Consider the following 13,463-nt stretch of genomic DNA (forward strand, 5'->3'; position numbering starts at 1 on the left):
GGATGCGGGGACTACTTCGACGACGGCGTCAACGCCGACAGCTGCGAGGTGAGCCAGTCCGACCGCGACTGCAGGCCCGACAGGCGCACCTCCATCGCGGCATACGTGCGCTCGAGGGTCGCCCGCCGCATGTCCAGGCGCAGGTCCATGCGCTCGACCTGTTTCTCGAGGGTCTTGACCTCGCTCTGCTGGCCCGTGATGCGCTGGGTGACGAGGCCGTCGTACTTGTCGGAGTACTGCGCCGTGGTGTCCTGCACGCGGGCCGAGACCGCGGCGAAGACCGCCTGCACCGCCTCCGGATCCTCGGCCATGGCCGCGGCGAAGCGGTCGGCGTCGAAGGAGAGAGCCCCCGCCTTGTCGACGCTGATGCCGATGGTCGAGGGCGAGACCCCGTCCACCGGGCTCTGGACGGCGGAGGCGAGTGCCGCCCGCAGCGACCGCACCGTGCTGTCGCCGGTGAACACGCCGAGAGTGGTCGTCTTCCCGGGAGCGGCGACCGTCGCCTTCGATCCGTTGTCGATGCGGGTCAGCAGCGTCGCGATCTCCTTCACGAACGCCGAGGCGGCATCCGACTGCGCTTTCGCATCGGGCGTCACGGTCACGGTGACCGGGTCGGCCGAGACCGCCTTCACCGTGATGTCGATCCCGTCCCCGATGCCGGTGAAGGTGTTGGACGCACTCGTCACCACCTGCTCGGCCGCCGTCCCGGCGAACAGGCGGATGACGGCATCCGTCCCCCGCGCGAGCACGGCCGCGCCCGGCTCGGTCGAGACGTCGATCGACGCGGATGCCGCGACCTCGGCCGCGGTGCCACGGTGCAGGCTGAACGCGCCCTCCGCACCCGTGCGGGTCGAGGTGATCTGAATGCGCGAGAGCGCCGCCCCCTGCGCGTCGCGCCCGCCGGGCACGACCGTGGCGGTCACCCCGGCCTTGGCGGCGTTGATCGCGGCGGCGAGATCGGCGGCCGATCCGCCAGCCGGCGCGAGCTCGGTGACGGTGCCGTCCGCTGCGACCAGCGAGAAGGGACCGGCGAACGCCGACGCGTCGCCCGCGGCGGTAACCACCGCGTGCGCCCGTGCCAGCGTGTCGACGACGACGTCGGTCGAGAACGCCCGTGCCGTCTCCCCCGCGACGACGGTCACCGCCTCCGATGAGCTCGATGCGGTGTACCGGGCGAGGGAGGTGGAGGATGCCGCGGCCTTGGCCTTGTCGGTCAGGCTCTGCAGCGCGGTGTTGAGCGACTGGAGGTTCGAGATGACGCTGTTGCGATCGGTGATCCGATTGGCGACGAGGGTCTTGGGGATCGCCGCGACGTTGACCAGGGCGTCGATGAGGTCCTTGGTCTTCAGGCCCGAGGCGATGCCGTCGATCTGCATGATCCTGCGTCTTCCTTCTCTCGAGATGGGGGGTTATGCGAAGGCGCCCGGGCGGGAGAACTCCCCCGCCCGGGCGCCCGAGGGCAGCAGTGCTGCGACTCAGCGCAGGAGCTGGAGAACGCCCTGGCCCGACTGGTTCGCCTGCGCGAGCATGGCGGTACCGGCCTGCTGCAGGATGTTCGAGGCGGTGTACTTGACCATCTCGGATGCCATGTCGGTGTCGACGATGCGGCTCTTGGCGGCGGAGAGGTTCTCGGCCGAGACCTGCAGCGAGTTGATGGTCGACTCGAAGCGGTTCTGCACGGCACCGTAGCCCGAGCGAGCGGTCGAGACGTTCACGATCTCGGCGTCGATGGCGGCGATCGAGGTGAGCGCGTTGGCTGCCGAGTCGACGTCGAGGGCCTTGACCGTCGCACCGAGACCCGAGAAGTCGGTCAGGGCGACCGCGATCTGGTCCTCGGCGGCCGTGGAGCCGGCGCCGACCTGGAACGTCAGGGTGTCGCCGCCCGAGAGCAGCTTGATGCCGTTGAAGTTCGTGCTGGCCGCGACACGGGTGAGCTCGTCGCCCAGCGTGTCGAGCTCGGTCTTGATCGAGGTGCGCGAGTCGGCGTTGTTGGAGTCGTTACCCGCCTGCACCGCGAGGTCGCGCACGCGCTGCAGGATCGAGTGCACCTCGGTCAGGGCGCCTTCCGCGGTCTGGATGACCGAGATGCCGTCCTGAGCGTTGCGCGCGGCGACGTTGAGGCCGTTGACCTGCGAGCGCAGGCCCTCGGAGATGGCCAGACCGGCGGCGTCGTCCGCGGCCCGGTTGATGCGCAGACCGCTCGAGAGCTTCTCGAGCGACTTCGAGACGTCGGCCTGGTTGGCCGACAGGTTGCGGTACGCGTTGAGAGCACCGACGTTGGTTGCGATCTGAAGACCCATGTTGTTCCTCCGTGGATGGGATTACCGTGCGGGGGCCGTCCGTGGCCCTCCATCCCCCACCTTCGCGACGGGCCGGCATCGCGGTAACCGGGACCGCGCGATTTCTCCCGCGCGTTCGCCAGTTGCTCCGTGCTCGCCCCGCCTCAGGCGGGGACGGCGACGACGGGAGCCGCGGCGGCGGGCCCGAAAACGCCGTCGAAGAACGCCGCCTTGGCCTTGGTGGAGCGGTCCGGCGCGGTGCCGTTCTCCCAGGAGTCGAGGGCCTCGCGCATGAGGGTCAGCCCGATGCGGCGCAGCTTCGAGACGTAGGCGTGGCTGACGTCGAGGTCGTGGGCGACGTCCTTGACCATGCGCTCCTCGAGGTAGACCCCGCGGATCACCTGCCGCATCTGATCGGGGAGGGCCGCGACGATGCGCTCGAGCATGCGCTGGGTCTCGGCCTGCTCGGCGGCGTGCTCGGGCAGGATGACGCTGTCGGTGAGGTCGGCCGCCTGTCGCCCGTCGTCGCCCTCGAACCGCGCCTCGAAGCTCGTCGCCGTGCGCACCATCTCATCGAGCAGCTGCATGCGCGCGACGGTCTCGGCATCCAGTCCCGATTCCGCGGCCACCTCCGCGAGCGTGGCGGGCCGCCCGGTGCGCACCCGGACGAGCTCCGTCGCCACGCGCACCCGCTCGATCTTGTCGCGGCTGCGCTCGCCGGCCGGGTCGGCGGCGCGCATCTCGCTGAGGATGGCCCACGTGATCTTCGTGCGCGCGTACGCCCCGAAGGGCACCCCCCGCGCCGGGTCGTATTCGAGGGATGCCACGGCCAGGCCCAGGTACGCCGCCGACAGCAGGTCGTCGAGGTCGACGTGCAGCGCGGTCCGCGCCTTCTCGACCGCCAGGTACTTCGCCAGGGGGAGGTTCTCCCGCGCGAGTCGCTCGGCAGAGAGGGGCACGTCGGAAACGGCGGGGAGGACGGTGCTCGACATCACGACTCCTGCTGTTTTTGCTTGTTTATGAGCAAAAACTAACACACGAGAAGTCTCGGTCGCATCCGGGTCGACCGCGGCGTCGGCCTCGCACCCGCGGGCCGCCGGCGGTGCCCGTCCGCGATGCGGCGCTCAGCCGCGGACGCGACCGACCACGCGGAGTTCGACGGTCGCCGTGGTCCCGCCCACCAGGGGGATCGCCGCGACCGTGGGGTTCCAGATGACGAGGGGAACGCCGGGCGTGGGGGCGACCTGATCCTCCTCGAGCCCGAACCGGGCACGAAGGCCGTAGTGGTGCAGCACCGTCGCGAATCGCTCCCACTCGACCCAGCGCCACGGTCGGATGGCACTCACGTGCACGCCGGCCTGCTGCCAGGGGCGCGCCGGATGCGAGAAGCCGCGCAGACCGTCCCGACGCACAACCGGAGCACCGGGCGACAGGACGTCCACGCCGAGCGCCTCGCAGCCGCGCCGCAGGTCGTCGTCGAGCCGTACGAGCTCGGCGCGGGTGCGCAACCGCGCGATCGCGGCCAGGGTCAGCACGACCGGGTGGTGACCGAGCGTCCGCACGCGCGTCCACGTCACGCCCCGATGAGCGACGAGGCCCCGCGCCGCCAGCCACCGGTCGAAGAACCGATCGGCGATCGCCGCGTCGACGGCTCCGCCGGCTGCGCCGCTCTCGGCGGCGAGACGATCGGCGACCAGGCGGGCGCGCAGGAAGGGCGCCGGCGCGGTCGCGTCGGCGATATGCTGCATCGCGTCGCGCGGATCGAGGCCGTTGAGGCGGGCGAACCGCTCGAGCATCTCGGCGGTGCTCATGCCGGCCCGCAGGCCCGCCTCCCCGCCGCGCACGGAGGGTCGTCGCGCTTGGAACGTCACGGTGCTCCCTCGGATCTGCACGTTTACGAGTGAAAATAGCACGCCGGCGAGGGCGCCGCGCGCCAGCGCCGAACGTGCTTCGAGGGCCGGTGCTACTCTCGCGCCATGTCGCGCGTCTCCGGCGCGGTCGCGAGGGTGCGCTCGTCCGCCCTCGGCGTGACCGCGGGACTCATCGGGTGGTTCGTGCTGGTCGAGCTGGCCAGCGGCATCCTGCAGGGCTTCTACGTGCCGCTGCTGCCCGACATCGTCGTGCACCTGGGCATCCGCGACGCCGACGTCAACTGGTTCGAGGCCGCGCAGCTGCTGCTCTCCGCGCTGGTGCTGCCCGTGCTCGCCAAGCTCGGCGACATGTTCGGGCACAAGCGCATCCTGCTCGCCTCCGCGCTGGCGACGGCCGCCGCGAGCTGGTGGCTCGTCTTCGCCGACTCCTTCGGCACCTTCCTCGCCGCGTGGGCGCTGCAGGGCTTCTACGTCGTGTGGCTGCCGCTCGAGATCGCCCTCGTCTTCGATCGCGGCCGTCGCGCCGCCCACGGGGTCTCGCGCACGCGCCGGGCCGCGGGACTGCTCGTGGTGGGGCTGCAGGTCGGCGCGATCCTGGGCGCCCTCGCGGCCGGGCGTCTGTTCGCCGCGACCGGCGGCGATCTGCGCCTCTCGCTCGCGATCCCCGCGATCGTGGTCACCCTGATCTGCGTCGTCATCTGGCTCGGCGTGCCCGAGTCGGAACGAGCCGACGGCGAGCGCCGCCTCGACGTGGGCGGGTTCGCGATCCTCGCCGGCGCGCTCCTGTGCGTGACCGGTGCGCTCTCGTTCGTGCGCCTGCCCGAGGGGCCGGGCCCGGTCGTCATCGCCGGACTGCTGCTCGCGGGGGTGGTGCTGGCCGCGGTGTTCGTGCGCTTCGAGTTGCGGCAGAGCGATCCCGCGATCGACATCCGCGTGCTGCGGCGCCCCGAAATGTGGCCGGTGCAGGCCACGGCGTTCCTGGTCGGTATCAGCCTCCTCGGCGCGCAGGGCCCGCTCGCCACCTACGCCGGAACCGACCCTGCGCTCGGCTACGGGCTCGGATTGGATGCCACCGACCGGTCGAACGTGATCGGGGTGTACCTCGTGTCCCTCATCGTCGGGGCGGTGCTGTTCGCGGTGACCTCGCGGCGCGCGAGTCCCCGCGCGGTGCTGATCGGCGCGGCGGTCCTCGTCGGGGCGGGATACGCGCTGCTGCTCCCCCTCCACGTCGAGCTGTGGCAGGTGCTGGTGTGCCTCGGGATCGCCGGCCTCGGTTCGGGGGCGCTCGTCGCGGCGATGCCCGCGGCCGCCGCGGCCGCGGCTCCGCGCGGGCAGACCGGCGTGGCATCCGCCCTCACGAACACGACCAAGACCGTGGGCGGAACGATGTCGTCCGCGGTGTTCGGGGTGGTCCTGGCAGCAGGCGCGGGCTCGGCCGTGGCGGCCACCGCTGCTCCTCTCGCGGGGTACCTGACCGTCTGGTCGATCTGCGCGGCGGGAGGGTTCGCGGCGGCGGTCCTGCTGCTCTTCGTGCCCGAAGTGGCCTTCGCCGATCGCGCGGAGGCCGAGGTCGACGCGCACGCGGCGCGCGGCGACGTCAGCTGAGCGCTGTGCCGCTCACGGGCGGCCGAGGGCGAAGAACCCGATGGCGAGCGCCACGACGATGCCGAACGACACCCAGGCGGCGAGTCCCCACGACGTCCGCAGACGCCGACCGGCGGGCGCCACCGCGGCGTCTCCCCGGTAGCCCTGCCCGGCGGGTTCCGTTCGCCGCTGCCCCTCGCGCCAGCGCTCCCACTGCTCGAGCTTCGTGACGAACGCGTCCGCGGTGCGCATGACCTCGACCCACCGCTCCGGGTCGGTCGTGACGACACCGCGCGGGTGCACGAGCAGGAGCAGATCGTCCACGATCTCGATGTCCCACCCGCCCGCGTCGTCGATGGCCTGCGCCATCACGTCGGGGGTGAACAGGTAGAGCGCGTCCGCCTCGTACCCCTCCGGGCAGTACAGGTCGAAATGCTCGTCGAAGTCCCCCTCGAGCGAGAGCCGCTGCCCGGCGTCGGGAACGGCCGCCACCGCGAACGCGCGGGTTCCGCGCCGAGTGGCGCGCACGATGATGTGCGGCAGCGGGCGCCGGAGACGGATCGCGATCCAGCCGCCGACCGGCGGGTACGTGAACCGACGCGTGGCGTTGCGGATCTCGTAGTCCGCCCACTCGACCGTTCGTCCGTCGCCATTCTCGCGCGTCATCGCGCGGGAGACGGTGTGCCCCGTGATGCTCCACCAGGCACGCAGGGTTCCCGACCTCGGCCCCGGGACGTACACGAGCCCGTTGTCGTCGGCGAAACGGGACAGCGCCCAGTGTTCGCGGGGGCGTGTGCGTCCCCTGCCGGTGCGGACGATGCCCCACACGCTGAAGACGAACACCCCCGCGAACAGGAACACGATCAGGGACATGGGCCGCACCTCATCGGACCCGCCCTCGCGGATCCTCGCCGCGATGGTGGCCCCCATCCCCAGCGCACCGACCGCCGAGGTGATCAGGAGGAAGGTGAAGACAGCCCGTCGCCCCCGCCTCTCCGGATCGCGGACCCGCGGGTGCTGCTGCCGGAACCGCGCCCAGAACTCCCGGAGCTCCGCACGGCTCGGGCGGGCGCGAAGCGCCTCGACGTCGAGCGTCGACTCGGTCATTCCGCGAGACTCGGCATCACCGGGTGCGCAGGGGGCCCCGCGCCAGCAGGTGCTGCGCCGACTGCGCGACGGGGCGCATCGTCACCGAGTCGAGGTTGACGTGACCCGGCGCGTCGAGCGCATAGGCGATCACGTCGGCCACGTCGCCGGCCACCAGTGGCGCCTCGACACCCTCGTACAGCTTGTCGGCGGCATCCTGATCTCCGCCCAGACGGTTGAGCGTGAACTCCTCGGTGCGCACCATGCCCGGGGCGATCTCGATCACGCGCAGCGGTTCGCCGTTGAGCTCCTGCCGCAGCGCGTGCACGAGCATGGCCTCGCCGGCCTTCGCCGCGTTGTAGCCGCCCCCACCGGGGTATGCCGTCTGCGCGGCGGTGGAGGTGACGAACAGCAGGTCGGCGTGCCCGCTCGCGTCGGCCGCACGCCGGAGGAGGGGAAGAAGGGATGCCACGAGCCGTTGCCCCGACAGCACGTTCGCCTCGAACATCCAGCGCCAGTCCTCGGGATCGCCGTCTTCGACACGGTCGCTGCCGCGCGCGCCACCGGCCACGTGCACGAGAGCGTCGACTCCCCCGGTCTCGTCGAGCCAGGCGGCGAGCGCCGCGACCGCGTCGGCGTCGGTGAGGTCGGCGGCGTGCGCCACCGCGCCCGTCTCGGCTTCGAGGGCCGCGAGACGCTCCGCGCGGCGGGCCACGCCGACGACGTCCCATCCGCGCGCGCGCAGCAGCCGCGCCGTCGCCTCCCCGATCCCCGAACTGGCCCCGGTCACCACCGCACGTCGCGTCATGGCATCCACGCTACTGCTCTCCTCCGACGCACGAGGGCCTCGCGTCGGGAGTCGGCGCGACCGCCCGTGTGACATCGCGTTTCCTCCGCGGTTGCCCGCGTTTTCACCCGTGTCTACGCTCGCAGCAGGCCAGGGCGACCGCTCGGCCCCCCAGAACCTGAGGAGCAGCCATGTCGGCACCCGAGAACTGGCGTTTCGAGACGAAGCAGATCCACACGGGCGCTCAGCCCGACCCGGTCACCAAGGCGCGCGCCACGCCGATCTACCAGACCACCTCGTACGTCTTCGACAACGCCGACCACGCCGCGAACCTCTTCGCGCTCGCCGAGTTCGGCAACATCTACACGCGCATCCAGAACCCCACGCAAGACGTCGTCGAGCAGCGTGTCGCGGGCCTCGAGGGCGGCACCGGCGCCCTCCTCGTCGCCAGCGGCCAGGCGGCCGAGACGTTCGCGGTCCTCAACATCGCCCAGGCGGGCGATCACATCGTGTCGTCGAGCTCCATCTACGGCGGCACGTACAACCTGTTCAAGTACACGCTCGCCAAGCTCGGCATCGAGACCACCTTCGTCGAGAACCAGGACGACCCCGAGGCCTGGCGCGCGGCGGTCCGACCGAACACCAAGCTCTTCTTCGCCGAGACCATCGGCAACCCGAAGATCAACGTGCTCGACATCCGCTCCGTCGCCGACGTCGCGCACGAGGCGGGCGTGCCGCTCATCGTCGACAACACGATCGCGACGCCGTACCTCATCCGGCCCTTCGAGCACGGCGCCGACATCATCGTCCACTCGGCGACGAAGTTCCTCGGCGGTCACGGCACCACGATCGGCGGCGTCATCGTCGACGGCGGCACCTTCGCGTGGTCCGAGCACTCCGAGCGCTTCCCGGGTCTCACCACGCCCGACCCCTCGTACCACGGTGCGGTCTACACGCAGGCGGTCGGCGACGGCCTGGCCTACATCATCAAGGCGCGCGTGCAGCTGCTGCGCGACCTCGGCGCCTCCATCGCCCCGCAGAGCGCGTGGCAGCTCATCCAGGGCATCGAGACGCTCTCGCTGCGCGTCGAGCGTCACGTGCAGAACGCGCAGGAGATCGCGGAGTGGCTCGAGTCGCACCCCGATGTCGCGAGCGTGAACTACTCCGGCCTCCCCAGCTCGCCCTGGTACGCCGCGGCCAACAACTACGCCCCGAAGGGCGTCGGCGCGGTGCTGTCGTTCGAGCTCAAGGGCGGCGTCGAGGCGGGCCGCGAGTTCGTCAACGCGCTGAGCCTGTTCAGCCACCTGGCCAACATCGGCGACGTGCGCTCCCTCGTCATCCACCCGGCATCCACGACGCACTCGCAGCTCACCCCCGAGCAGCAGCTGACCGCCGGGGTCACGCCCGGGCTGGTGCGCCTGTCGGTCGGCCTCGAGAACATCGGCGACCTGAAGGCCGACCTCGACCAGGCCCTCGCCGCCGCGCGCCGCCTGTCGGAGGCCGCCCGCGCCTGAGTGATCCCCGCAGCGACGCCCCGCCCCGGTCGACCCGGGGCGGGGCGTTCGCGTCCCACCCGCGCAAGTCGCCGAGATTCGTCGCTTCGGGGTGCCGAGGAGCGACGAATCCTGGCGACTCGCGCGGCGGGAGTCAGATCTTCTGCCGCGGACGCAGGCTGCCGAGGCCGCCGTCCACCCCGAGCACCTGCCCCGTCATCCAGGCGTTCTCGGGGGCGAGCAGGAACTCCACCGCGCGCGCGACATCGTCGGGCTCGCCGAGGCGACCGAGCGGGTGCATCGCCTCCGACACCTTCCGCGACATGTCGCTCGAGGTGAGCTTCTCGGTCAGCCGCGTCTGCACGAGCCCCGGGGCCACCGCGTTCACGCGCAGCCCGTGCGCGGCGTAGCTCGCGGCGGCCGACAGGGTCAGGCCGATCACGCCGGCCTTGGCCGCGGCGATCCCGTCGTGGTTGGGCAGGCCCGCTAGCGCCGCCGCCGACGACACGAGCACCACCGCCCCACCGTCGCGCATGTGCGCGCCCGCCGCCCGCACCGCGGCGAACGCGGTGGTGAGCGAGGCCGCGATGAGCTCGTCGAACTGGGCACGCGAGGTCAGATGCGCAGGCTTCAGCAGCATCGACCCCGCGAAGACCGCGATCCCGTCGAGCTCCCCCGCCTCGGCGACGACCTTGTCGACCGCATCGAAGTCGGTGGCGTCGAGGGTGAAGTCGGGGTCGATGCGCGAGGAGTCCCGCGCGGTGGTCACGACGTGGTGTCCCGCGTCGCTCAGTCGTGTCGCCGTCGCCTGGCCGATGTCGCTCGAGGCCGCGATGAGAAGGAAGTTCGCCATGCCGGGATCATGACCACCCCACCCGGGTGTCGACGGGGGCTGGACAAGCGGCATCCGAGTCTTCCGTCGTCGTAACAGACCGTGCCCGTCCGCGCGCACCGGCGAGAATGGATGCCATGGACTGGCAGATCTCCGAAGACACCGTGCCCTCGGCACCGGTGACGGAGGCCGATGCGCGGTCTCTGCTCGGTCGGCCCCCGGCGACGGGCGCCTGGCGCGACGGAGACCCGGTCGGCGATCGGCGGTTCGTCTCGTTCGGCCCCTTCATGACCGAGAACGGCGAATCGCTGCCGCACGTGCGCCTCGCCTACGAGACGTGGGGCGAGCTCTCCCCCGCGCGCGACAACGCCGTCCTGATCCTGCACGCCCTGACGGGCGACAGCCACGTCCGCGGCGCGGCGGGCCCCGGCCACGCCACGGCGGGCTGGTGGAGCGACCTCGTCGGCCCGGGAGCCGCGATCGACACCGACCGGTGGTTCGTCGTCGCCCCCAACATGCTCGGCGGATGCCAGGGCTCGACGGGTCCGGCCAGCATCGCCCCCGACGGGTACGAGTGGGCCTCGCGCTTCCCCTACCTCACCATCCGCGACCAGGTCTCCGCTCAGGCGGCGCTCGCCGACGCGCTCGGCGTCGACCGGTGGTTCGCCGTCGTGGGCGGATCGATGGGCGGCATGCACGCCCTGGAGTGGGCGGTGGGCCACCCCGACCGCGTCGAGCGCTCGGCGATCCTGTCGGCCCCGCCGATCACGACGGCCGACCAGATCGCCCTGAACTCCGTGCAGCTCGACACCGTCCGCGTCGATCCGCGCTTCGCGGGCGGCGAGTACTACGACGCCGGCGACGGCGACGGACCCCACCGCGGCCTCGCCCTCGCGCGACGCATGGCGTTGCTGAACTACCGGAGCCCGACCGAGCTGAATCAGCGCTTCCAGCGCTCCTGGCAGTCGGGGGTCAGCCCGCTCGGGCGCGGCGGCCGCTTCGCGGTGGAGTCGTACCTCGACTTCCACGGCAACAAGTTCACGCGACGCTTCGACGCGAACAGCTACCTGACCCTGGTCGAGGCCATGAATTCGCACGACGTCGGACGCGACCGCGACGGTGTCGAAGACGCCCTCGCCCGCGTCACCGCCACGACCCTCGTCCTGGGCATCGACAGCGATCGCCTGTTCCCCATCGACGGACAGCACCGCATCGCCCGCGGCATCCCGAACACCCTCGACGGCGATGCCGCCGTCGTGCTCTCGAGCGACTTCGGGCACGACGGCTTCCTCATCGAGACCGCCGCCGTCGCCACGCACCTGCGCCGCCTGTTCGCGACCTGAGCACCGCGGGTGCCGCGCCCCCGGCATCCGCCCCACCCCACCCCGCCCCGCCCCGGCACCGCCGCACGCCCCCCGCCGCACGCCCCGTCGAGTGTCCAGGACACGCCGCGTCAGGTCGGCCGTCGCGGCGTGTCCTGGACACTCGGCACCGCCCGGGGACGCCGGACTCAGCGCTGCGTGGGGATCGAGCCCGGGGGCCGAAGTCAGCGCTGCGTCGGGATCGAGCCCGTGATGGCGGTCTGGGCGGCTTCGGCGGCCGGCATCCGATGCGCGGGATGACGCCCGGACCGGTCCTCGACGCGGTACGACACGAACGCCACCGCGAGCCCGCCCAGGGCCAGCAGCGCCCCGACCCACGCGGGGGCGACGAGGCCGAGCCCCGCGGCGATCGCGAGACCGCCGAGGAACGCGCCGAGGCTGTTGCCGATGTTCAGCGCGGAGTGGTTGAGGGCGGCCGCGATGGACTGGTTGTCCTCCGCGACGTCCATGAGCCGCGTCTGGATCGACGGGCTCAACGCGGAGCCGCAGAAGGCGACGAGGAAGGCGAAGAAGACGAGGCTGACGATCCAGGTCGCCGTGAGCGCCAGACCCACGGATGCCACACCCAGAGCGATCAGCCCCACGGACAACCAGAAGCGGAGGTCTTTGTCGGCGAGTGCACCGCCGACGATGTTGCCGACCGTCATCCCCACGCCGACGAGGACGAGCACGAGGGAGACCGCCCACTCCGGCTGGCCGGCGACATCGGTGATCATGGGCGCGATGTAGCTGTACATCGCGAAGAAGCCGCCGAAGCCGACCGCTCCGATGCCGAGCGCGAACCAGACCTGGCCGATCCGGAACACGCGCAGCTCGTCGCGCAGACGTCTCCCGGGCGAGCCCGGGTGCGACGGCACGAAGAGGGCGATGCAGACCGCCGCGAAGGCGAAGATGGCGGTCACCACGGCGAAGGCCGCCCGCCAGCCGATTTGCTGCCCGAGGAGCGTGCCCAGCGGCACGCCCACGACGTTGGCGATGGTCAGTCCGGTGAGCACGAACGCGACGCCCTTGGCGCGGTTGCCCGGTCCGAGGGCATCGGCGGCGACCAGCGCGCCGATGCCGAAGTAGGCGCCGTGCGGCAGTCCCGCGAGGAAGCGCGACGCCGCCACCAGCTCGAACGTCGGGGCGATCACCGTCAGCAGCGTGAAGAACGCCAGCGCCGCCGCCAGAACGATCATGACGCGGTGACGAGGGAACCGGGCCACGGACCCCGCGATGGTCGGCGCGCCCACGACGACCCCGAGGGCGTACAGCGAGATGAGCCACCCGGCTTGGGCGATCGCGTCGTCGGGAGAGGCCGCCCAGGCACCGGGCAGGAGTTCACGGGCGATGTTGGGCAGCAGGCCCATCACGACGAACTCGGTCATGCCGATGCCGAAACTGCCGATGGCGAGAGAAAGGAGCGCCCGCATCGCCGCACCTCTCGAGGGAGTCGAAGAGGTCACTCGACGATGCTAGTCGGGTTCCGCTACCCGACCGAATCGTTTCGAGAGTCGTGCACACGTCCTCGAGGTCGGCGGACGCCGCGCACCCCTCCTCCCCATACGACGGATCGGCCCATTTCTCCCCCGTCGCGGCGACGACGAGAATTCACCCGCTCCGAACGTGGCACTCTCGAACCCCTCACCGCACAATGAAGGGATGCCGGAGATGACCGAACCACAGGTGTGGGTGCTGATCGGAACGTTCGCGGCCGCCGTCCTCGGCGGCATGACTCTCAGCACGAACCTCATCATGGGCTCGCTGACGAAGGTCATCGCCGCGAACACCGACCGCCTCGAGGCGCGCATCGATTCCCTGCGGCACGACACCGTCGCCGAGTCACGCGTCACGCGCATCGAGCTCACCGCCAGGATCGACAGCGTCGAAGCCGGACTCAACGCCAAGATCGACAGCGTCGAAGCCGGACTCAACGCCAAGATCGACAGCGTCGAAGCCGGACTCAACGCCAAGATCGACAGCGTCGAAGCCGGACTCAAGGCGACGATCGACAGCGTCGAGAGCCGCCTGCGCGGCGACCTCGCGCGCATCGACGCTGACGTCGCCGCCATCACCAAGCGCATCTGGACCGACCCGCCCGCGATCTGAGGCAGGTCCCCCGAGACGGGCGAAGCCGACGGGGCCTGCCGACGCGATCTCGTCGGCCGCG

At 71.5% G+C, this 13,463-nt stretch carries 12 protein-coding genes; 4 read left to right on the forward strand and 8 right to left on the reverse strand.

Annotated features, from left to right (window positions below; translation table 11 throughout):
* Positions 1–11: 11 nt before the first annotated feature.
* The 4 genes from fliD to ACFZA2_RS02435 all read right to left on the reverse strand — a co-directional run bounded on the left by fliD (position 12) and on the right by ACFZA2_RS02435 (position 4,150).
* The gene (fliD, locus tag ACFZA2_RS02420; protein ID WP_391400124.1) at positions 12–1,376 is read right to left on the reverse strand and encodes a flagellar filament capping protein FliD; all 1,365 of its coding nucleotides are present in this window, start codon (positions 1,374–1,376) and stop codon (positions 12–14) included.
* Between the two features lie 99 nt (positions 1,377–1,475).
* Positions 1,476–2,300 (reverse strand): flagellin, encoded by an 825-nt coding sequence (locus tag ACFZA2_RS02425; RefSeq protein WP_315993271.1) that lies wholly within the window; start codon positions 2,298–2,300, stop codon positions 1,476–1,478.
* Between the two features lie 143 nt (positions 2,301–2,443).
* On the reverse strand, positions 2,444–3,271 hold the full coding sequence (locus ACFZA2_RS02430) for a sigma-70 family RNA polymerase sigma factor (protein ID WP_315993272.1): 828 nt from the start codon (positions 3,269–3,271) through the stop codon (positions 2,444–2,446).
* Between the two features lie 132 nt (positions 3,272–3,403).
* Positions 3,404–4,150: a hypothetical protein gene (locus tag ACFZA2_RS02435; RefSeq protein WP_391400128.1), complete on the reverse strand. Its 747-nt coding sequence runs from the start codon at positions 4,148–4,150 to the stop codon at positions 3,404–3,406.
* A gap of 105 nt (positions 4,151–4,255) precedes the next feature.
* On the opposite strand from ACFZA2_RS02435, the gene ACFZA2_RS02440 reads away from it, so the two are divergent.
* A complete protein-coding gene (locus ACFZA2_RS02440) occupies positions 4,256–5,755 on the forward strand; it encodes an MFS transporter (RefSeq protein ID WP_391400131.1) in 1,500 nt (499 codons plus the stop codon).
* Between the two features lie 12 nt (positions 5,756–5,767).
* On the opposite strand, the gene ACFZA2_RS02445 is transcribed toward ACFZA2_RS02440, so the two are convergent.
* Both ACFZA2_RS02445 and ACFZA2_RS02450 read right to left on the reverse strand, forming a co-directional pair.
* Positions 5,768–6,841 carry a hypothetical protein gene (locus ACFZA2_RS02445; RefSeq protein WP_391400134.1) on the reverse strand — a complete coding sequence of 358 codons (1,074 nt, stop codon included), beginning with the start codon at positions 6,839–6,841 and terminating at the stop codon, positions 5,768–5,770.
* A 16-nt stretch (positions 6,842–6,857) separates the two neighbouring features.
* A complete protein-coding gene (locus tag ACFZA2_RS02450) occupies positions 6,858–7,628 on the reverse strand; it encodes an SDR family oxidoreductase (protein ID WP_391400137.1) in 771 nt (256 codons plus the stop codon).
* A 170-nt stretch (positions 7,629–7,798) separates the two neighbouring features.
* Here ACFZA2_RS02450 and ACFZA2_RS02455 point away from each other — a divergent pair, with 170 nt between their 5' ends.
* A complete protein-coding gene (locus tag ACFZA2_RS02455; RefSeq protein WP_391400140.1) occupies positions 7,799–9,121 on the forward strand; it encodes a bifunctional o-acetylhomoserine/o-acetylserine sulfhydrylase in 1,323 nt (440 codons plus the stop codon).
* 133 nt (positions 9,122–9,254) lie between these two features.
* Here ACFZA2_RS02455 and ACFZA2_RS02460 read toward each other — a convergent pair whose 3' ends face one another.
* Positions 9,255–9,953, reverse strand: a complete 699-nt coding sequence (locus tag ACFZA2_RS02460; protein WP_315993278.1) for an SDR family oxidoreductase — start codon at positions 9,951–9,953, stop codon at positions 9,255–9,257.
* 116 nt (positions 9,954–10,069) lie between these two features.
* Between ACFZA2_RS02460 and ACFZA2_RS02465 the strand changes: the two genes are divergently transcribed.
* Positions 10,070–11,275: a homoserine O-acetyltransferase gene (locus ACFZA2_RS02465; protein ID WP_391400143.1), complete on the forward strand. Its 1,206-nt coding sequence runs from the start codon at positions 10,070–10,072 to the stop codon at positions 11,273–11,275.
* A 203-nt stretch (positions 11,276–11,478) separates the two neighbouring features.
* Here ACFZA2_RS02465 and ACFZA2_RS02470 read toward each other — a convergent pair whose 3' ends face one another.
* On the reverse strand, positions 11,479–12,726 hold the full coding sequence (locus tag ACFZA2_RS02470; RefSeq protein WP_391401491.1) for an MFS transporter: 1,248 nt from the start codon (positions 12,724–12,726) through the stop codon (positions 11,479–11,481).
* Positions 12,727–12,955: 229 nt separating this feature from the next.
* Between ACFZA2_RS02470 and ACFZA2_RS02475 the strand changes: the two genes are divergently transcribed.
* Positions 12,956–13,402, forward strand: a complete 447-nt coding sequence (locus tag ACFZA2_RS02475) for a hypothetical protein (protein ID WP_391400146.1) — start codon at positions 12,956–12,958, stop codon at positions 13,400–13,402.
* The last annotated feature ends 61 nt before the right edge of the window (positions 13,403–13,463 follow it).

The sequence above is a fragment of the Microbacterium sp. NPDC007973 genome (genome assembly GCF_042958465.1).
Classification (GTDB): domain Bacteria; phylum Actinomycetota; class Actinomycetes; order Actinomycetales; family Microbacteriaceae; genus Microbacterium; species Microbacterium galbum.

What these genes read in the sequence shown, in the direction of transcription:
- fliD (WP_391400124.1), bottom strand. Translation starts at nt 1,376, where the DNA reads ATGCAGATCGACGGCATCGCCTCGGGCCTGAAGACCAAGGACCTCATC.
- ACFZA2_RS02455 (WP_391400140.1), top strand. Translation starts at nt 7,799, where the DNA reads ATGTCGGCACCCGAGAACTGGCGTTTCGAGACGAAGCAGATCCACACG.
- ACFZA2_RS02475 (WP_391400146.1), top strand. Translation starts at nt 12,956, where the DNA reads ATGCCGGAGATGACCGAACCACAGGTGTGGGTGCTGATCGGAACGTTC.
- ACFZA2_RS02460 (WP_315993278.1), bottom strand. Translation starts at nt 9,953, where the DNA reads ATGGCGAACTTCCTTCTCATCGCGGCCTCGAGCGACATCGGCCAGGCG.
- ACFZA2_RS02430 (WP_315993272.1), bottom strand. Translation starts at nt 3,271, where the DNA reads ATGTCGAGCACCGTCCTCCCCGCCGTTTCCGACGTGCCCCTCTCTGCC.
- ACFZA2_RS02445 (WP_391400134.1), bottom strand. Translation starts at nt 6,841, where the DNA reads ATGACCGAGTCGACGCTCGACGTCGAGGCGCTTCGCGCCCGCCCGAGC.
- ACFZA2_RS02470 (WP_391401491.1), bottom strand. Translation starts at nt 12,726, where the DNA reads ATGCGGGCGCTCCTTTCTCTCGCCATCGGCAGTTTCGGCATCGGCATG.
- ACFZA2_RS02440 (WP_391400131.1), top strand. Translation starts at nt 4,256, where the DNA reads ATGTCGCGCGTCTCCGGCGCGGTCGCGAGGGTGCGCTCGTCCGCCCTC.
- ACFZA2_RS02465 (WP_391400143.1), top strand. Translation starts at nt 10,070, where the DNA reads ATGGACTGGCAGATCTCCGAAGACACCGTGCCCTCGGCACCGGTGACG.
- ACFZA2_RS02425 (WP_315993271.1), bottom strand. Translation starts at nt 2,300, where the DNA reads ATGGGTCTTCAGATCGCAACCAACGTCGGTGCTCTCAACGCGTACCGC.
- ACFZA2_RS02450 (WP_391400137.1), bottom strand. Translation starts at nt 7,628, where the DNA reads ATGACGCGACGTGCGGTGGTGACCGGGGCCAGTTCGGGGATCGGGGAG.